This is a genomic window from Fictibacillus gelatini DSM 15865 (assembly GCF_000430745.1).
In the GTDB taxonomy this organism is placed as follows: domain Bacteria; phylum Bacillota; class Bacilli; order Bacillales; family Fictibacillaceae; genus Fictibacillus_A; species Fictibacillus_A gelatini.
Genome location: NZ_AUMP01000006.1, coordinates 92784 through 111141, shown reverse-complemented (window position 1 = coordinate 111141; position 18358 = coordinate 92784). Strand labels below are relative to the sequence as shown.

Genomic DNA, 18358 nt, shown 5'->3' with positions numbered 1-18358 from the left:
TTGTAAAAACTTGTAGTTTATGGTAATTTTGTTTAAAAGGATTAAACAAGAGGGGTGTCACTATGAATATTCTCACTCAAAATCAAGGGAAAGTAAACTTAACGATATTTTCTATTAGTAAATTTCTTTCAGCACTTGGAGGAAATATTTATGCATTTGGGATGGGACTCTATATATTAAGTTTAACAGGATCTGCAGGTAACTTTGCTATTGGAATGGCGTGTTCAGCAGTGCCGCGCATTTTAGTTGGGCCAGTTGCCGGTGCATGGGCAGATCGCTTTTCACGGAAAAAAATAATTATACTAACACAACTTATTGAAGTTTTAACCCTGGGGGGCTTTTTTGTAATTAGTTTTTTAATAGAAATTTCCCTTCCTCTTATTTACGGGACAACTGCAATTTTATCAGTATGTAGTACATTTTCTAGTATCACATTTTCGTCTTCAATACCTGATTTGGTTAATGAAGGTCAAATACAAAAAGCTACATCCTTAAATCAATCTGCTATTTCACTAGCAACAATTGGTGCTCCAATCATAGGAGGACTTCTCTACGGCGTATTATCTATACAAACATTTATTGCGATTAATGCAGTTGCCTATTTATTTTCAGCAGCTCTTGATTCATTCCTAAAATTCGAAAAGCCTGATTTAGGGGACAATTTAAACTCCGAACAAACACGTAATATTTGGGTGGAAATAAAAGAGGGCTTCACCTATGTACAAAGCAATTACCTTCTATATAAAGTAATACTTCCGGTAGGTTTATGGGTGAATTTTTTTGGTGTCTCAATGCAAGTCGGGTTACCATACATCGTAGTTCAGCGTCTCAAATTAATATCTTATCAATTTGGTTTAATTGAAGCATCATTGGCTATAGGGATGCTGTTAATGTCTATATTTTTATCAACCAGGGAAGAAACCAGGAAACCGCTTATTACTATGAGGATTAGTTTAATTATTCTTTCCTTTTTATTAGGAATGATGGCTATCCCGCTCTTATTGCCTGCTAGTAGTTCTTTCAATTTTGTATACTATTTAGGCTTATTATTGGCTTTTGGTTTAACAATTGTATTTTTAAACACACCTTTATATGTTCTGGTACAAAAAACAACTCCCGAACAATATCGGGGCCGGGTTTTCGGCCTGGTCGAAACCGTGGCAAACGTCATTGCTCCTATCAGTATGATTTTTTATGGATTTCTATTTGATTACTTAAACCCTGTATGGATTTTATTTGCTTCCGGTTTAGTTTTATTCTTGATAACGATATACAAAATGAGAGTATCAAAGATTCAGAAGTCCTCATCAGAAATTAGCAGCGCACTATGACTTTTTAAATTTTGCTTATTGAAGGAATTTTTTCACAAGTCCTATTGATTTACGTTTGATCATATTGTATGATTATGTTAATTATGAAATTTTAGGAATGGAGGTGTAAGGATATGCTTAACGGTTTTTTACGTTGTGTAGTTAATTGGTTTGTGGAAATTCGTTCCATTACGTATGCAGTTTTGTCTAACGGGATCAGTGTGCCCTTTTTTAACTATACAACGATGGAACAACCGTAAGTTTTCCTTACCCATTCTTTAGGTCGGATTGAAAGCCGTGGGCAGGTAGAACTTGCTCACGGCTTTTTTGTGCTTGAAAAAGGAAAAATTTTCATGTTAACAGATATGAATGAAGAAATGAGGGAAAGAAATGAAGATGACGTTACAATCGTATCGAAAAATGGACCGCAATATTTGGATTCGGTTTATTGGAGAATCGATCAATGGAATTGCAATGATGATGCTAATGCCGTTTTTCGCTTTATACATGAGCGATAAAGTCGCTCACTTCTGGCAAGTCGGTGTTGTAATGGCAATGGGGCCGGTCGCCGGTGTACTTGGATCGTTAATCGGCGGGAAACTTGCTGACCAGTACGGAAGGAAGCCGATTATGATCCTTTCCATGGTCGGGAACGGTCTCGTTATGATAGGCTTTGTCTTTTTCGATGGGTTCTACCCATTCCTGATTATGTCGAGCTTTTTTGGATTGTTTAATTCCCTGTTTCATCCAGCGGCTTCCGCGATGGTTGCCGATGTGACAGATGAAGAAGGGAGAACGGAAGCGTTTGGATTGCTCAGAATGGGCCATAACATTGGCGCGGCGGTCGGTCCGCTGCTCGGGGCATCTGTTGTATTCGTCTCAAAATCGGTAATCTTTATTATTGCGGCCGCTTCGGTATTTATTTACTCGATCTGTTTAGCATTATTGCTTGCGGAAACGCTGCCAAAGAACGTAAAGGCGAAAGAGCAAAAGGATTCCGTTTCGGCTAAAGAAAAGCTGCCGTCGATGTTTACAGTTCTCGTCAAAGATAAAATATTATTCTTATATATTATTACGGGGATCGTCATTTCGATGGGCTTCTCACAAACAGAAGGAATGCTGCCGCTTCATTTTAAACAACAATTGCCGGCGCTTTCCGATGCAGAAAACCCGTATCCTTATTTAATGGCATTCAACGGGGCATTAGTGGTTCTATTTCAATTTGCCATCTCAAAATGGGCAAGTACAAGACCGCTTGGAAGAGTAATGCTATATGGCGCGATTCTTTTTGGCTTTGGGCTGCTTGCGGTAGGCTGGCTGCCGCTCTGGTTTGCGAAGCTTCATTTCTCTTTCTGGAGCATCCTCGTCTTCTTGATCGTTATTTACGGAATTTATACGGTCGGGGAAATGCTATTGTCACCGGTACAGATGACATTTGTGGCAAACATTGCCCCTGAACACCTCCGGGGAACGTATATGGGAGCGGCAAGCCTCCAATGGATTGTCGGGAGTGCAGCCGGCCCGATTTTCGCAGGCTTTTTGCTCGATCGGCATCTCGGCCAAATTTTATTCTCGATTCTCGGAATCGGCTGTTTAATCGCGGGCGTCATTTATTTGTCACTCGATCAATGGGCGGCTGAAGCGAAGAAAAAGAACGAGACCTTGCATCGCACAGAAAAAGCAACGGTGAAAAGAGCGTAAATGGCGATCAAAAAAGCTGTTTAAGAAAACATTTCTTAAACAGCTTTTTTTAATTATTCCCACTCTGTATGGAAGACGCCTTCCATGTCAGTACGCTCATACGTATGGGCGCCGAAGTAATCGCGCTGAGCCTGGATCAGGTTGGCGTTTGAAGAACCCCTGCGGTAACTGTCGTAATAAGTGAGCGACGCGCTTAAGGCCGGGAACGGGATGCCAGAAAGAAGGCCTTCCGATAAAACATTTCGTAAGCTTGATTGATACGCTTTGATTTTTTCGGCAAAATAAGGCGCAATTAACAAATTGGCAAGGTCTGCTTGATTTTGGTAAGCTTCGCTAATGACATTTAAAAATTCTGCACGGATGATGCAGCCGCCGCGGAAAATCAGCGCAATATTTTTTAAAGGCAAATTCCAGTCATACAAATCTGAAGCCATTTTGTATTGTGCAAACCCCTGGGCATAGGCACAAACCTTTCCTAAATATAACGCCTGGCGCATCGATTCAATCCAATGTTCTTTATCTAATGCTTTGCCCTCATGTTCCGGTCCTTCTAAAATGCCTTCTGCAACGACCCGTTCATTTTTCAAAGATGATAAATAACGGGCAAATAACGACTCTGTAATAATCGAGAGTGGAATTCCGTTATCAACCGCTTGCAGGGATGTCCATTTCCCGGTCCCTTTTTGGCCTGCTTTATCAAGAATGACGTCGATCAGCGGCAATCCCGTCTTTTCATCAATCTTTCTTAAGATCTTTGCAGTGATTTCAATTAAATAGCTTTTCAACTCGCCTTCATTCCATGCTTCAAAAATGTCGGCGATTTCATTGACGGGCAAATTCAGTCTTTCTCTTAAAAATGTATAAGCTTCTGCAATGAGTTGCATATCCGCATATTCAATGCCATTATGCACCATTTTCACGAAGTGGCCAGCGCCTTTTGGGCCAATATAGACGCAGCAAGGATCATTATCAACTTGAGCGGCTATTTTCGTTAGAATCGGTGCGACTTTTTCATAGGCCTCTTTATCGCCTCCTGGCATAATCGACGGGCCTGTTAACGCTCCAACTTCACCGCCTGAAATGCCGATGCCTATATAATGAATTCCTTCTGTTTTCAGGTCGTCATATCTGCGAGCGGTATCTTCGTAATGAGAGTTGCCGCCGTCCATAATGATGTCGCCTTTATCAAGATAAGGGACTAAAGAGCGGATGACCGAATCGACAGCTTCACCGGCTGTGACCATGAGAAAGACCTTTCGAGGTTTTTGTAAAGACTGAACAAAGCTTTCAATATTGTAGTACGGAAAGATTGGTTCACCCTCTACTTTCTCAATCAGACGATCCGTTAAATCTCTCGTGTAATTATAGACAGCTACTTTTTCGCCTTTTCTCGCCATATTTAATGCGATATTGCTGCCCATTACTCCTAAACCAATGACGCCAATTGTATGCTCCATAAAATCTCATTCTCCTTATACGACTAAACTTAGTAATAGAATAAATGCTAATCCTGCTACCGAAATAATCGTTTCAAGCAACGTCCAGGTGGCAAATGTTTCTTTCATGCTTAAGCCAAAATATTCTTTAAACATCCAGAAACCGGCATCATTTACATGCGAAGCGATTAAACTGCCTGCCCCGGTTGCAAGCACGACTAAAGCAAGGTTCACATCGGTATGGCCTAACATAGGAGCAACCAGCCCGACTGTCGTTAAAGCCGAGACGGTCGCCGATCCTAAAGCGATTCGTAAAATGGCCGCGATGATCCATGCAAGCAAAATCGGTGACAACGAAGTTCCTTTAAATAACTCGGCGACATATTTACCGACACCGCCATCAATCAGCACTTGTTTAAAAGCGCCGCCGCCCCCGATGATCAATAGCATCATGCCGATCTGAGATATGGCAACGGTACAAGAATCCATTACGTCTTTGACTGGAATCTTTCTTGAAATTCCCATTGTAAAGAACGCCACGATTAATGAGATTAACATCGCGGTTGAGGCATTGCCAATAAATTCAATCACTTTGAAAAACGTATTGTTTTCTAATCCCGCCGTTTCTTGAATTAAAGAAATAATCGTAGCGATGGCCATTAAAATAACGGGAAGCACTGCTGTAAAAACACTAATGCCAAAGCCAGGCGTTTCTTCTATTTTAAATGTTTTTTGTTCTCCTAAAGATGCAATGCTCCCAGTTTTATTAAATGAATGGGGAACTATTTTTTTCGCAATTTTATTAAATACTGGCCCTGCGATGATAACCGTTGGGATGGCGCAAATCAAACCGTAAAGCAAGACTTGCCCGATATTGGCGCCATATTCTCCCGCGATGGCTGTCGGGCCGGGATGTGGCGGCAAGAAGCCGTGAGTTACCGATAAAGCGGCCACCATTGGAATGCCAAGATGTAAAATAGAAACTTTTAATTGTCTAGAAATAGTATATATAATTGGGATTAATAATACCAATCCGACTTCAAAAAACAAGGCGACCCCGATAATAAATGAAGCGATGACGATGGCCCACTGAATCTTCTTTTCGCCAAATTTGTTAATAAGGGTCATCGAAATGCGCTGAGCGCCGCCCGCATCTGCAAGCAGCTTTCCTAACATGGCGCCTAAACCAAAGATTAATGCCAAATGCCCGAGTGTTCCGCCTATACCGGCTTCAATGGATTTTACAACTCCATCAAGTGGCATTCCAAGTAAAAGCGCTACGCCAAACGATACGATGAGCAAAGAAACAAAGGTGTTTACTTTTAAGCCCATGATTAAAATAAGTAGTGCGATAATGCCACAAGCGACAATAAGTAATGGCATAATATGCCCCTCCCAAAAATCGTAATTAGTTGGTTAAATCTCTTTGATAGGTTGCTATTTGTGTGTAATTTTCTTCTAATACTCTCGATAGTTGAATAAAAATCGGTAACAGTTTTCGGTATTCAACTACTGCATCTCCATTTGGCGTGTGTTTGTAAGTGCTTCCAACCATTTCCGAAACGATATCGAATGATGCTGTTTTTCCCATGGCGTATAACCCTAATATGCAGGCACCAAGGCACGAACTTTCGTAGCTTTCTGGGACAACGACTTCCAGATCGAATATATCAGACATCATTTGGCGCCAGACAGCGGACTTGGCAAAGCCCCCGGTTGCCTGAATTCGGCTTACTGGTCCGTTCATGCATTCCATCAATGCCAAAAAGACAGTGTATAAATTGTAAATAACCCCTTCTAGAGCTGCCCGAATCATATGTTCTTTCTTATGAGCCATCGTTAATCCGAAAAATGAACCGCGTACGTCAGGATTCCATAACGGCGCACGTTCACCGGCGAGGTAGGGGTGGAAAAGCAGTCCATCAGCACCCGGCCTTATGCGTTCGGCAATTTTCGTTAACACTTCATATGGATCGATGCCGAGTCTTTTTGCTGTTTCTACTTCTGAAGAAGCGAATTCATCCCTGATCCATTGAAGAACCATCCCGCCATTATTGACGGGGCCGCCAATGACCCAATGGTTTTCAGTTAACGCATAACAAAACAATCGTCCTTTTTCATCGGTTTGCGGTTTATCAATAATCGTTCGAATGGCACCGCTTGTCCCGATTGTGACAGCGATTTCGCCTTTTCCGATAGCACCCACCCCGAGATTTGAGAGCACCCCGTCACTTGCCCCGATCACAACGGGTGTTTCTGGATCAATCCCAATCTGTCTTGCGATTTCCGGATTACAGTTGGTAAAAATTTCGGTCGTCGGCACGAGCCGCGATAATTGATCCCTCGTAATGCCTGCAATGATTAATGCTTCTTCATCCCAGTCGAGTTTTTTTAGATTCATCATACCCATGCTAGAAGCAAGCGAGTAATCGACCACGTAATCGCCAAAGAGCTTTTTGAAAATATATTCTTTAATTCCAATATATTTTTTCGTTTTCATGGCAATTTCGGGATGCTCGTTGACTAACCAGGCAATTTTACTTAAAGGCGACATCGGGTGAATGGGGGTTCCTGTCCGTTTGTAAACATCATGCCCGTTGAGTTCTTCTTTGATTTTTCGTGCCCACGCTTCGCTTCGATTATCCGCCCATGTGATGCATTTCGTCAGCGGCTCGTCATTTTTATCCATTGCAATGACGCTATGCATCGCACTGCTAAATGAAATGAGCGATAAGTTTTTCGGGGAGCGGTGGGAGTATTTCATGATCTTTGAAATGGCTTGCAAAACAGCTTGAAAAATCTCATCTGGATCTTGTTCGGCTGTAGAAATATCCGGTTTGTATAGGGGATAGCCAATATTCTCTTTTTGGATGACTTCGCCTTTTTCACTAAATAAAACAGCTTTTGTGCTCGTCGTTCCAATGTCTACCCCTAACATATAACTAGTCATTTTCTCTAACTTCTCCTTTTGATAACATCTGCTGCGACATCCAAAGGTCTTCTACTTTGCCTTGAACATCATCAAAGTTTTGATGCAATGATTGAATCATAATATTTCTATCTTTAGTAGAAATAGCTTCAATATACAGTTCATGATTGTTGATGATGCGGGTAAAATCATCGTACTTTTCCTTAAAACGCATGCGCATTGATAAAAGTATTAGCGCTTCCATAACGGGCTTTGCGTTATTCCAGATCATCATGATGTAGGAATGATCAATGGAACGGATGATCGTTTCATGAAATAAAACGTCCTGGTAGGAAAATTCATCGGCATCATTGTACTTGATGGCAATCTTCATCATTTCAAGTATTTTACTAAGCTCTCTTACTACTTCTTGTGTATCCGTTTTGACGAGCCGTTCAAATACGAATGTCTCAATCAGCAGGCGCACATCATAAATTTCTTCGATTTCCTTCTCGGTTAAACCGATAACAACCGCACCCATTCGTTCTAAGCGAATCATATTTTCTGATGCAAGTGTTTTTAACGCTTCTCGAATCGGTGACCGGCTTACTTCAAAATCGGCTGCTAATTTATTTTCTGATAAAACGGCCCCGCGTTTAATGATTCCTGAAATGATACGCATTCTAAGTTCGCAAGCGACACGTTCGCCAGTGGAAGCTTTCGACAGCCACTTTGTCGGGTATAACCATTCCTTTGAATCGGCCATATCACCACTTCCTTTTATCCAAGTATACTTGTATACAAGTAATTATAATACGGAATTGTGAAAATGCAAACGCTTTTATGGGATAGGATACAAATGGAAATCCACTTCAACTTATGTCACCCTTACTGAATAACGGTAATACGCTACTAATAATTACTTTATTTACTATGATCGTTAAACTGATATGGAAGTGAATATGTTATGAAATGGTTATGGATCGAAATACGGCCGAAACATTGGACAAAAAATGCCTTAGTCTTTGCCGCCTGGTTCTTTTCGCTGCCGTATGTGAGTACAGGGATGATTTTAAAAAGTGTTTTAGCTTTCTGTTGTTTCTCCTTTCTTTCAAGTGTTGTTTACATTTTGAATGATATCGCTGATGTCGAGGTCGACCGAAATCATCCGGTAAAGAGAAACAGGCCGATTGCTGCTGGAAAATTAAGTTTGAAAGCCGCGGTCATTTTTGGAGTTGTTTTGTGGATAGTTTCTTTCGCCGGCGCCATTTTTATCAATTTTCATTTTGCCGGGATCTTAATGCTGTATTTTTTGCTCAATGTCGTCTACTCCTTTTACTGGAAACATGTCCCATTGCTTGATGTTTTGCTTATTGCTTCGGGATACGTTTTCCGGGCAGTTGGCGGAGGAATGGCGAGCGGTATTAAGCTAACCCCGTGGTTTTTATTATGCACGATGTTCGTTGCGCTTTTTTTAGCGATCAGCAAGCGGAGGTCTGAAGTAAATGACCAGATCAACCAAAAAGGAAAAACGAGGAAAGTCCTCGAATATTATAATAAAGAATTGCTTGATCAGCTGAATACGATAGCAGCGTCATCAGTTGTAATGACCTATTCGTTGTTTTCATTTCAAAAAGGACTTTACTTTATGTGGACGATTCCGGTAGTTATTATGGGAATATTTCGCTATTTATATGTAATCCATATCGAGAATAAGGGAGACCAACCGGAAAAGGTTTTATGGGAGGATCAGTGGATAAGAACGATTGCGATGATTTATGGTGGGACGGTAGTTATTCTTTTAGTATTTTTTCAATAGGGAGGGGAGCAGCTGATGAACCGGACGGACCGCTTGCTGGCGATTGTACTCGAGTTGCAGCGTAAAAAAACATGCAGAGCGGAAGACCTGGCGAAAAAGTTTGAAACATGTAAACGTACGATTTACCGGGATATTCAGGCACTGAGCCAATCAGGTGTCCCGGTTGTTTCCATGCCAGGGCAAGGGTATTCATTAATGGAAGATTATTTTTTGCCACCGCTTCACTTAAATCCGGAAGAAGCGGTTACCCTTCTGCTCGGGGCCGATTATGTAGAACAAAACTTCGATGCTTCATTTCGTGTCCATGCCCGGGGATCGAAAGCAAAAATAGAGGCCATCTTACCACAAAAACAGAGAGTGGCGGTTCATGAACTCCGGGGAACGCTCCGATTGATGTCAGGTTCTTTTTTTCATAATGTTGTTGGACAAGATCCTATCGATCAACAGTTATTTCTTTTGCGGCAAGCGATTTCAGAACAAAACATCGTTTCTTTTGTGTACCGGAGAATAGATCAGACGGAAGCAGAAGCGGGGGAAAGACAGGTTCACCCATACGGATTAGTGAATATTGCCGGAGTCTGGTACCTTATTGCCTATTGTTTGCTAAGGGAAAAATCCGTCATTTTCGCTTAGATCGAATGAACAATCTAATGCAAGAAAAGATAAAATTTATGAAGCCAGCAGAATTCCATCTTCAAGACTATAAACCGATTGAGGATCGAACGGACACTGTCCATCTTTTGTTTGAGCCTTCTTGCCCGGAAAAAGTCCTGGAATCCCGTTACTTTTACATTGAAACATATGAAATGAGAGAGGACGGGTTTCATGTTTGGCTGAAAGTGAGAAAGCCCGATGAGGTTTTTTCATGGCTTCTTAGCTGGGGGAGGAAGGTAAAGATTTTGGAACCGTTTTCTCTTAAGATGAAGTAGTATGCCAACCGTATTTATGTAACTAGCCGCTTTAAACAACGTGAAGTCTATTCTCCAGGTTTTCTCCCAGCCACCATCCGAACGGGAGGGAACATGAGGTATTGGTTCGCGCTAAGCTTGACTTCAATCGCGCCGGATTCTTGAAGAACTTCGACATATTCCTTCGTTTTTGTGAAATCCAAAATGGCAAACTTACCCCCTGGTTTGAGAACCCTTAGAGCCTCATTAACTGCTTTTTTGCGCCCTTCTCTTTCCGGAATATTATGGAGCGCCAAACAGGAAATCAATGCATCGAAGGTATCGTTTTCGAAAGGGAGATGTCTCGCATCACCCGTCACAAGCTCAATTTTATCGGATACCCCTTCCGCTTTTGCATTGGCCAGTGTTACTTCCGGGCTATTTCCCGATTGGTCAATTGTTCGCCACAGGTCAACACCGACCGCTTTTCCCGTTGTTAAGCGTTTTGCGACTGCAATTAACACGAGGCCGCGGCCAGGCCCAATTTCAAGCACCTTTTCATCACCTTTAAGCTCCAATAAATCAATTAGTTTCGCACATTGTTTATATTTTCCGACTTTGCTGCTATAAATCATTAAAAATCCTTCGGCGAGACAAATGAAGGCCGCTATGAAAAAAAGACCGATGCAAAACGTAATGAAGACGGAATTGGAAAAAGAGAGTAAAGAGACCGCAAAAATAATGAAAAAACATCCGGTTATTAAAAAATTCCGGACAATTGAAGGGGCATCAATGCCGTAGTTTACCTTTGTTGTTCGCTTTCCCAATGGGTTCACCTCATTTGCACCGTTTGATCAACTTTATTGTAATGCCATCTTATCTATACTATTCACTTAAATTCTATGTAAAGGATGATTTTTACGTTTATTGGGAAAAACTATTGCAAATTAGTCAAATTTGACTATAATGAAGTTTGTAGTTTTAATTTCGAAACATGAAAGGAGCCTTTATGGAAAAAACAAAACCAAACACAGGATTTATTATAGCCGGGTTGCTCCTGGCCATTCTTGTTGGAGCAATGGATAATACGATTGTTGCAACTGCGATGCCAACGATTGTAAAAGAACTGGGCGGTTTTGATAAATTTGTCTGGGTCACATCCGCATACATGATAGCGACGGTTGCAGGCATGCCGATTTTTGGGAAATTATCAGATATGTATGGGAGAAAGCGTTTTTTCTTACTCGGGATTGTCCTCTTTATGATCGGTTCGATCCTTTGCGGGACGGCGCAATCGATTACCCAATTATCAGTATACCGTGCCATCCAGGGGCTTGGCGGCGGGGCCCTCATGCCAATTTCCTTTACCATTATTTTTGATATCTTTCCGGTTGAAAAACGAGGGAAGATAACGGGTTTATTTGGTGCCGTTTTTGGCATCTCGAGTATTTTTGGCCCGCTGGCAGGCAGCTACATTACGGATCAAATTGATTGGCGATGGGTGTTTTACATTAATATACCAGTAGGGATTTTATCGATCATTTTAATTATCCTTAACTACAAAGAATCGAAAGAACACCGAAAACAGCAAATTGACTGGGGCGGGGCAATTTCGCTTCTTGTTATGCTCGTCAGTCTCATGTTTGCCCTTGAACTTGGCGGAAAACAATACACCTGGGATTCCATCGTGATCATTGGATTATTTGTTTTATCAGCAGTATCTTTAATAATTTTTCTCTTCGTTGAACGGAAAGCCAGCGACCCGATTATTACGTTTTCTTTATTTAAGCGGCGTGTGTTTGCCGCTTCACAGGGCGTAGCATTTCTTTACGGATTTGTTTTTATTTCCGCAAGTGTATTCATTCCGATCTTTATTCAAGGGGTATTTGGCGGGAGCGCGACAAACTCGGGGCTAATTTTAATGCCGATGATGCTCGGTTCTGTCGTCGGGTCCCAATTAGGAGGATGGGGTCCGACGAAATTCAGCTTCCGGAACATCATGATTGTATCAGGGATATTTTTCATCAGCGGCGTTTATTTGCTTAGTACGATGGATACTGAGACCGCGCGTGGCATGATTACCCTGTATATGATTATTCTCGGGTTTGGCGTCGGATTCTCCTTCTCTTTATTAAATCTTGCATCTGTGAACAATGTTGCTTTTCAACAACGTGGTTCCGCCACCTCGATGATTTCAACTTTCCGAACAATTGGAATGACATTGGGAGTGACTATTTTCGGTACGATTCAATCGAGGGTTTTTAATAATAAAATGGCGGATGCTTTCCCGCATGGCGGAAATATGGCTCATCAGGCCGGTGCGGAAGCTTTTTCACCGGAAGCAGCTGCCAAAATGCCTCCGCAAGTATTGGAAGCTTTTCGCCATGCACTTTCAGATTCAGTTGATGCGGTATTCATGTGGGCTCTGATTCCAGCAATTCTCGCTTTTATCTTCATTTTGTTGATGGGGAATGAAAGAATGCCCTCAAGAGATCCAGATCGGGAAATGAAGCATAAGGCGGTTTGACGAGATGGCAAATGATACGAAGCTCCTCGTCCTCGGCATGTTGATGGGCGGGGAGTGCCATCCTTATGAAATTCAGCAAATCATCAAAAAACGGCAGATGCAATATTATGTGAAATTGGCTAAAGGCTCGTTATACTATTCCTTTCAACAATTAGAGGAAGCGGGAATGATTGAAGCGGTAGAAACCATTCGTGACACACCGAGACCCGATAAAACGATTTACCGGATTACTCCGCTTGGAAAAAAAGAGTTTCATCGATTATTCGAGAAACAAATAGCAAAGCCTTACGAAGATTTCCACCCGCTCTATACGGCCTTTTCCTTTATCCAGTATGCGGATCGAGATAAAGTGAGACGAGCGATACGTGAAAGAATAAATGAAATGAAAAAAAGAGTAGAAATCCTGGAGATGTTAGTTCAAGCGAAAAAAGCGTACGTTCCTTGCGCTATCATTCATTCCATTAGCGGTGCGCTCGCTCACTCAAAAACAGAATTAAGCTGGTTAGCGGAGCTGGAAAAAGACGCCGAAAGCGGTGCGTTGTTCTCCCCATCGCCAAAAACAGAGTAAAAACTCGCCTCTTATGGGGCGAGTTTTTTGTAAACAACGTGCCCAATAGAAGATATCAGCCGTTTTAAAGAATTTATCAGCCACTTTTCGTCGAATATCAGCTACTTTCGACAACATATCAGCCACTTTAGAGAAAATATCAGCCAATTTTAAATCCTATTTTTTAAGACGAAGAAACTTATGTACAATCTTCGCATAGTGCTCTGATTCCTCAATATCGGGAAAATGAGCACTCTTTTGAAAGATATAAAGCGACGAGTGTGGAATTCTCTTTGCCACTTCTTTACTAATGGAGACACCCGTATTACGGTCATGCTGTCCAACAAGGACTAATGTTTCTTGATAGATGTGATGAACCCGCTTCAACAAAGGGGTACTGTTTTTTTGTCGAAGGATGCACCGGGCAAGATCTCCCCGGTTCGTAAGTCCGCTTTCTTCCCATAGCCGCCGGTTAAGTTGTGCGAAATCTTGATTTTCAAACAAAAGGCGGTCTACCGTCTCTGTATCAACGATCTCCCATATTTCCTGTAACTTTTCAGTGGTCGATAGATTTTTACTGTTGATCTGCTCGATTTTTTCTTTCATCTTCCCGGTGGAAACGTGAAGAAAACTGTCCAGTTTTAATTGATCCATCCTTGCATGGTCATCAATACTCGGTGCTTGAACGATAAGCTTCTCGACTGAATGAGGATAGGCGAGCGTATATTCCAGTGCCAGCTCGCCGCCAAAAGAATAACCGAGCGGAATGAACACAGGAAGACGTAAAGATTTCCGCAGTTCTTCTAAATCATCGAGCAACAGCTGCCGTGAATAGGCGGTACGGTCGTCCGGCGGTTCAGTTCTCCCGCAGCCACGTTGCTCATAATAGATGATCGTTGTTAATGGTTCGAGAAGCGGTCCAATCGTACGTTCAAATGTGTAGTGATTTCCACCGGGGCCTCCGTGAATGACAACGATAGGAACGGTTCTAAGTTCAGCACCCTTTATTTTCACCCAATGTTGAATCCCATTTACTTTTAAAAAATGCTCCCCATTTTTTAGCACCGTATTTTCCACAACATACACCTCAAATTTAGAAGTTTTTCTAATCAACCATTCGACAGTTATGGAAAAAAATCCTTTTGCAGGTGTTTAACAGGCGGGTGACGAATGAAAAGGTTACAATCAGTTCTCTTACTCGCGATGATAGAATTCTGGAAAAATAAATTAACAAATAATTCATAGTATAATGAATTATCGATTGATTTCGATTTCAATAATTACTAATATAGTAAATAGATTGGTAGTATTTTAAAAAGCAATGATAGAAAGGAGGTTTTTTCACAGTCCATAGACTTATTCTACTATAAGAAGAGGAGGAAAAAAGTTGAAACTATACATATCAGTGGATATGGAAGGGATTACGGGTCTTGTCGATTCGACATTTGTTGATTCGAGTGATCGAAATTACAAACGAGGCCAGCAGATGATGACAGATGAAGTTAATCATGTTATCCATTCCGCATTTGAGAATGGGGCAACGGATATTATTGTCAATGACAGCCACTCAAAAATGAATAACCTTTTAGTGGAAAAAATTCATCCGGAAGCGAGGCTCATTTCTGGAGATGTGAAACCGTTTTCTATGGTCCAGGGACTGGATAACAGTTATTCAGGGGCTATCTTTGTCGGCTATCATGCCCGTGCATCGCAAAAAGGGGTGATGTCCCATTCGATGATTTTCGGCGTGAGAAATATGTACATTAATGACCATGAAGTTGGGGAAATGGGGTTAAATGCTTATGTCGCCGGCTACTACGGGGTACCTGTCATTATGGTTGCAGGCGATGATTATGCCGCAGAAGAAGCAAAGAAACTGATACCTGGTGTCACGACAGCGGCTGTCAAAGAAACGCTGTCACGGTCATCCGCTCTTTGTTTAAGCCCGCAAAAAAGCGGGGAACTGCTGCGTGAAAAAACGAAAGAAGCCCTGCTTACTATTGATCGGGTGAAGCCGCTCATTCCTCCGGAGCATCCTGTATTAGGCATTGAGTTTGCGAATTATGGACAGGCAGAATGGGCCCATTTAATGCCGGGTACGGAAATCGTCGAAGGCACAACGATCGTTCAATTCAAAGCAAAAGATATGCTTGAGGCTTATCAGGCCATGCTTGTGATGACGGAGCTCGCTATGCGGACGACGTTTTGTTAAAATTGCCACCAATTTAAGTGAAATCTGGCTCCTGGTGACGGGTTTCCGTTACCTTTGTTCCATAACTTGTAAAGGTGGGATCCAAAGATGCTAAAATATATCGGCAAACGCTTTATATCCATGATGATTACCATATGGGTCATCGTCACGCTTACGTTTTTCTTGATGCACGCCATACCGGGTTCACCGTTCAACCAGGAGAGAAACACGAATGACACGGTGAGAAAAAACCTGGAAGCCCACTACCATTTAGATGAAAATTTGTTCGTTCAGTACGGTATTTACTTAAAATCTCTTCTACAATTTGATTTCGGTCCTTCAATTAAACAAAGCTCCACATCAGTTAATGAATTATTGTCGCGCGGCTTTCCAATTTCGTTTGAGCTCGGTTCTGTAGCGCTCCTCTTTTCGATCGTTTCTGGAATTGCTTTAGGCATTTTTGCCGCCCTTCGCCATAATGGGGTTATCGATTATGGAGCGATGACATTGGCCGTCATCGGCATTTCCGTTCCGAACTTCATCATGGCAACCCTTCTCATTCAGGTTGTAGCGGTGGACTTGAAATTGCTTCCCGTTGCGACATGGGCGAGCTACAAGCACATGATTTTGCCTGCTCTCGCGCTTTCCATGAGCCCGCTTGCGATTATTGCCCGCTTGACAAGATCAAGCATGCTCGAAGTACTAACGCAAGACTATATTCGAACGGCACGGGCAAAAGGCTTATCGCCATTTAAAATTGTCGTCAAACATGCGCTCCGAAATGCGCTTCTTCCCGTTATTACGATCTTAGGGACTTTAGTTGCCGCTGTATTAACCGGAAGTTTTGTCATTGAAAAGATTTTTGCCATCCCCGGCATGGGCCAATATTTTGTCAGCAGCATTAACGACCGCGATTATCCTGTCATTATGGGCACGACCGTTTTTTACAGCACACTTCTCATTTTTTTGCTTTTTTTAGTCGACATTGCTTATGGAATTATTGACCCGAGAATTAAGCTCCATAAAAAGGAGGGGGAGTAGGATGGTGCTTCCAAATCGCACAGGTAATGAAAAAAGACAGTTCCCTCCGGATGAGTTGTTTATTCCTAAAAAAAGAAAAGCAAGGAATGCCGATGCAATTGTTCGTCCCGGGCTGTCGTACTGGCAGGATGCCCGCCGCAGATTGGTGAAAAACAAACTTGCGATGGCTGGATTGGTTTCGTTAATTTTACTTATCATCATGGCCATTTTCGGCCCGATTTTGTCACCGTATGAAGTGACGAAACAGGCATTAACCGAAAGCAATTTGCCGCCTTCTGCTTCACACTGGTTCGGTACGGACAACCTTGGCAGAGATGTCTTTACAAGAACATGGTATGGGGCGAGGATTTCGTTATTTGTCGGGGTTATGGCGGCATTGGTCGACTTTGTGATCGGCGTCATTTACGGAGGGATCTCGGGATACAAAGGCGGCAGGACCGATCATTATATGATGCGGATCGTTGAAATTTTATACGGTCTCCCTTATTTATTAATGGTCATTCTTCTTATGGTCGTCATGGGCCCGGGGCTTTTGACAATCATTGTTGCACTCAGTATTACCGGTTGGACAGGAATGGCGCGAATTGTTCGTGGGCAGGTGCTGCAATTAAAACATTACGAGTTCGTCCTCGCTTCAAAAACGTTTGGTGGTAAAACGAGACGGATTATTCGAAAACACCTGCTTCCAAACACGATGGGTCCGATCATTGTCCAAATGACGTTAACAGTTCCGACCGCGATATTCGCTGAAGCGTTTCTCAGCTTCATCGGGTTGGGCGTTCAGGCACCGTATGCAAGTTGGGGTGTCATGGCGAGTGATGCATTGTCGACAATTTTAACCGGCCAGTGGTGGCGGCTTTTCTTCCCGGCCTTTTTTATTTCATTAACGATGTTTGCGTTCAACGTGTTAGGTGATGGATTGCAGGATGCACTCGATCCAAAATTACGGAGGTGATCCGCATGAATACGATCCTTGATGTGAAAGATTTACACGTTTCATTTAAAACTTACGGCGGGGAAGTTCAGGCTGTCCGGGGAGTCAGTTTTACCGTTAAAAAAGGGGAGACCGTTGCGATTGTCGGGGAATCCGGATGCGGCAAAAGCGTGACCGCCCAGAGCATTATGAAGCTCATTCCGAATCCCCCGGGGAAAATTACATCCGGCAGCATTCTCTTTAAAGGCCGCGACCTTACAAAAATTTCCGAAAAAGAGATGAGGAAAATCCGCGGTTCAGACATTTCAATGATTTTTCAGGATCCAATGACTTCGCTCAATCCAACGTTAACAATCGGCGACCAGATTACGGAGGCGATTTTGCAACATGAACCAGTCGTGACGAAAAAAGAAGCCCAATTTCGGGCATGTGAAATGCTCGGGGAAGTCGGCATCGCCAATCCGAAAGAACGATTAAAACAATTTCCCCACCAGTTCAGCGGGGGGATGAGGCAGCGCATCATGATCGCGATGGCGCTCGTCTGTAATCCGTCCATTTTAATCGCGGACGAACCGACGACAGCTTTAGATGTGACCATTCAAGCGCAAATCATCGACCTTTTTAAAAAAATCCAGCGAAATACGGGGGTCGCAATCATTATGATTACCCACGATTTAGGGGTCGTTGCAAAGCTCGCCGATCGGATCAACGTCATGTATGCCGGTAAGGTTGTCGAGTCAGGAACGACCAGCGAAATTTTTTATAACCCTCAGCACCCTTACACGAAAGGATTGCTAAATTGCGTGCCGCGATTGGATTTGGAGCGCGGCCAGCCTTTAATTCCGATTCCCGGGTCGCCGCCAGATTTATTCGCACCGCCTATCGGTTGCGCTTATAGCTCAAGATGTGAGTTTGCCATGGAAGTATGCGATGCCTATCAGCCCGGTAGAACTCTTGTAGCAGAAGGGCATGAAGTAAATTGCTGGCTACAGGACCAAAGGGCGAAACAGGTCAAGTTTCATTTGCGTGAAAAGACATATAGCTAAAAATTTCAAGG

Annotated in this window: 16 protein-coding genes and 1 pseudogene; 11 read left to right on the top strand and 6 right to left on the bottom strand. The window is 42.6% G+C overall.

The genetic code is table 11. The features are described 5' to 3' along the window. Positions 1 to 62: 62 nt before the first annotated feature. From H538_RS0110000 to H538_RS0109990, 3 genes are all read left to right on the top strand, one after another. Positions 63 to 1331 carry an MFS transporter gene (locus H538_RS0110000; protein WP_026677477.1) on the top strand — a complete coding sequence of 423 codons (1269 nt, stop codon included), beginning with the start codon at positions 63 to 65 and terminating at the stop codon, positions 1329 to 1331. 113 nt (positions 1332 to 1444) lie between these two features. Then, the gene (locus tag H538_RS26945) at positions 1445 to 1570 is read left to right on the top strand and encodes an RAxF-45 family protein (protein WP_281172182.1); all 126 of its coding nucleotides are present in this window, start codon (positions 1445 to 1447) and stop codon (positions 1568 to 1570) included. A 130-nt stretch (positions 1571 to 1700) separates the two neighbouring features. Then, positions 1701 to 3011 carry an MDR family MFS transporter gene (locus H538_RS0109990; protein ID WP_026677476.1) on the top strand — a complete coding sequence of 437 codons (1311 nt, stop codon included), beginning with the start codon at positions 1701 to 1703 and terminating at the stop codon, positions 3009 to 3011. Positions 3012 to 3064: 53 nt separating this feature from the next. On the opposite strand, the gene gnd is transcribed toward H538_RS0109990, so the two are convergent. From gnd to H538_RS0109970, 4 genes are read right to left on the bottom strand one after another with little or no spacing between them, the layout of a single operon-like run. After that, positions 3065 to 4468 (bottom strand): decarboxylating NADP(+)-dependent phosphogluconate dehydrogenase, encoded by a 1404-nt coding sequence (gnd, locus tag H538_RS0109985; protein ID WP_026677475.1) that lies wholly within the window; start codon positions 4466 to 4468, stop codon positions 3065 to 3067. A gap of 15 nt (positions 4469 to 4483) precedes the next feature. Further along, entirely contained in the window at positions 4484 to 5830 is a 1347-nt protein-coding gene (locus tag H538_RS0109980) for a GntP family permease (protein ID WP_026677474.1), read from the bottom strand. A 25-nt stretch (positions 5831 to 5855) separates the two neighbouring features. After that, on the bottom strand, positions 5856 to 7397 hold the full coding sequence (gene gntK / locus H538_RS0109975; RefSeq protein ID WP_026677473.1) for a gluconokinase: 1542 nt from the start codon (positions 7395 to 7397) through the stop codon (positions 5856 to 5858). After that, positions 7390 to 8121, bottom strand: a complete 732-nt coding sequence (locus H538_RS0109970; protein WP_026677472.1) for a GntR family transcriptional regulator — start codon at positions 8119 to 8121, stop codon at positions 7390 to 7392. The genes gntK and H538_RS0109970 overlap by 8 nt, the downstream gene beginning before the upstream one ends. A 201-nt stretch (positions 8122 to 8322) precedes the next feature. On the opposite strand from H538_RS0109970, the gene H538_RS0109965 reads away from it, so the two are divergent. Beyond that, positions 8323 to 9174 carry a decaprenyl-phosphate phosphoribosyltransferase gene (locus H538_RS0109965; RefSeq protein ID WP_026677471.1) on the top strand — a complete coding sequence of 284 codons (852 nt, stop codon included), beginning with the start codon at positions 8323 to 8325 and terminating at the stop codon, positions 9172 to 9174. A gap of 15 nt (positions 9175 to 9189) precedes the next feature. Continuing rightward, positions 9190 to 10103 (top strand): annotated as a pseudogene (locus H538_RS23520) (helix-turn-helix transcriptional regulator). 47 nt (positions 10104 to 10150) lie between these two features. On the opposite strand, the gene H538_RS0109955 reads toward H538_RS23520, so the two are convergent. Then, positions 10151 to 10888, bottom strand: coding sequence for a class I SAM-dependent methyltransferase (locus H538_RS0109955; RefSeq protein ID WP_035350509.1), 738 nt, complete (start codon positions 10886 to 10888; stop codon positions 10151 to 10153). A 167-nt stretch (positions 10889 to 11055) separates the two neighbouring features. On the opposite strand from H538_RS0109955, the gene H538_RS0109950 reads away from it, so the two are divergent. Further along, the gene (locus H538_RS0109950; protein ID WP_051291415.1) at positions 11056 to 12588 is read left to right on the top strand and encodes an MDR family MFS transporter; all 1533 of its coding nucleotides are present in this window, start codon (positions 11056 to 11058) and stop codon (positions 12586 to 12588) included. Between the two features lie 4 nt (positions 12589 to 12592). Further along, entirely contained in the window at positions 12593 to 13156 is a 564-nt protein-coding gene (locus tag H538_RS0109945) for a PadR family transcriptional regulator (RefSeq protein ID WP_035350508.1), read from the top strand. A gap of 156 nt (positions 13157 to 13312) precedes the next feature. On the opposite strand, the gene H538_RS0109940 is transcribed toward H538_RS0109945, so the two are convergent. Continuing rightward, positions 13313 to 14212: an alpha/beta fold hydrolase gene (locus H538_RS0109940; RefSeq protein ID WP_154657943.1), complete on the bottom strand. Its 900-nt coding sequence runs from the start codon at positions 14210 to 14212 to the stop codon at positions 13313 to 13315. A gap of 310 nt (positions 14213 to 14522) precedes the next feature. On the opposite strand from H538_RS0109940, the gene H538_RS0109935 reads away from it, so the two are divergent. The 4 genes from H538_RS0109935 to H538_RS0109920 all read left to right on the top strand — a co-directional run bounded on the left by H538_RS0109935 (position 14523) and on the right by H538_RS0109920 (position 18347). Continuing rightward, positions 14523 to 15347, top strand: a complete 825-nt coding sequence (locus tag H538_RS0109935; RefSeq protein ID WP_026677466.1) for a M55 family metallopeptidase — start codon at positions 14523 to 14525, stop codon at positions 15345 to 15347. Between the two features lie 87 nt (positions 15348 to 15434). Then, the gene (locus tag H538_RS0109930; protein WP_026677465.1) at positions 15435 to 16367 is read left to right on the top strand and encodes an ABC transporter permease; all 933 of its coding nucleotides are present in this window, start codon (positions 15435 to 15437) and stop codon (positions 16365 to 16367) included. A gap of 1 nt (position 16368) precedes the next feature. After that, on the top strand, positions 16369 to 17322 hold the full coding sequence (locus tag H538_RS0109925; protein WP_026677464.1) for an ABC transporter permease: 954 nt from the start codon (positions 16369 to 16371) through the stop codon (positions 17320 to 17322). Between the two features lie 5 nt (positions 17323 to 17327). Continuing rightward, positions 17328 to 18347, top strand: a complete 1020-nt coding sequence (locus H538_RS0109920; protein WP_026677463.1) for an ABC transporter ATP-binding protein — start codon at positions 17328 to 17330, stop codon at positions 18345 to 18347. Positions 18348 to 18358: the final 11 nt, after the last annotated feature.

Bases quoted from the DNA above. Each gene is read 5' to 3' on its own strand.
- H538_RS0110000 (WP_026677477.1), top strand. From the start codon at position 63: ATGAATATTCTCACTCAAAATCAAGGGAAAGTAAACTTAACGATATTT.
- H538_RS26945 (WP_281172182.1), top strand. From the start codon at position 1,445: ATGCTTAACGGTTTTTTACGTTGTGTAGTTAATTGGTTTGTGGAAATT.
- H538_RS0109990 (WP_026677476.1), top strand. From the start codon at position 1,701: ATGAAGATGACGTTACAATCGTATCGAAAAATGGACCGCAATATTTGG.
- gnd (WP_026677475.1), bottom strand. From the start codon at position 4,468: ATGGAGCATACAATTGGCGTCATTGGTTTAGGAGTAATGGGCAGCAAT.
- H538_RS0109980 (WP_026677474.1), bottom strand. From the start codon at position 5,830: ATGCCATTACTTATTGTCGCTTGTGGCATTATCGCACTACTTATTTTA.
- gntK (WP_026677473.1), bottom strand. From the start codon at position 7,397: ATGACTAGTTATATGTTAGGGGTAGACATTGGAACGACGAGCACAAAA.
- H538_RS0109970 (WP_026677472.1), bottom strand. From the start codon at position 8,121: ATGGCCGATTCAAAGGAATGGTTATACCCGACAAAGTGGCTGTCGAAA.
- H538_RS0109965 (WP_026677471.1), top strand. From the start codon at position 8,323: ATGAAATGGTTATGGATCGAAATACGGCCGAAACATTGGACAAAAAAT.
- H538_RS0109950 (WP_051291415.1), top strand. From the start codon at position 11,056: ATGAAAGGAGCCTTTATGGAAAAAACAAAACCAAACACAGGATTTATT.
- H538_RS0109945 (WP_035350508.1), top strand. From the start codon at position 12,593: ATGGCAAATGATACGAAGCTCCTCGTCCTCGGCATGTTGATGGGCGGG.
- H538_RS0109930 (WP_026677465.1), top strand. From the start codon at position 15,435: ATGCTAAAATATATCGGCAAACGCTTTATATCCATGATGATTACCATA.
- H538_RS0109925 (WP_026677464.1), top strand. From the start codon at position 16,369: ATGGTGCTTCCAAATCGCACAGGTAATGAAAAAAGACAGTTCCCTCCG.
- H538_RS0109920 (WP_026677463.1), top strand. From the start codon at position 17,328: ATGAATACGATCCTTGATGTGAAAGATTTACACGTTTCATTTAAAACT.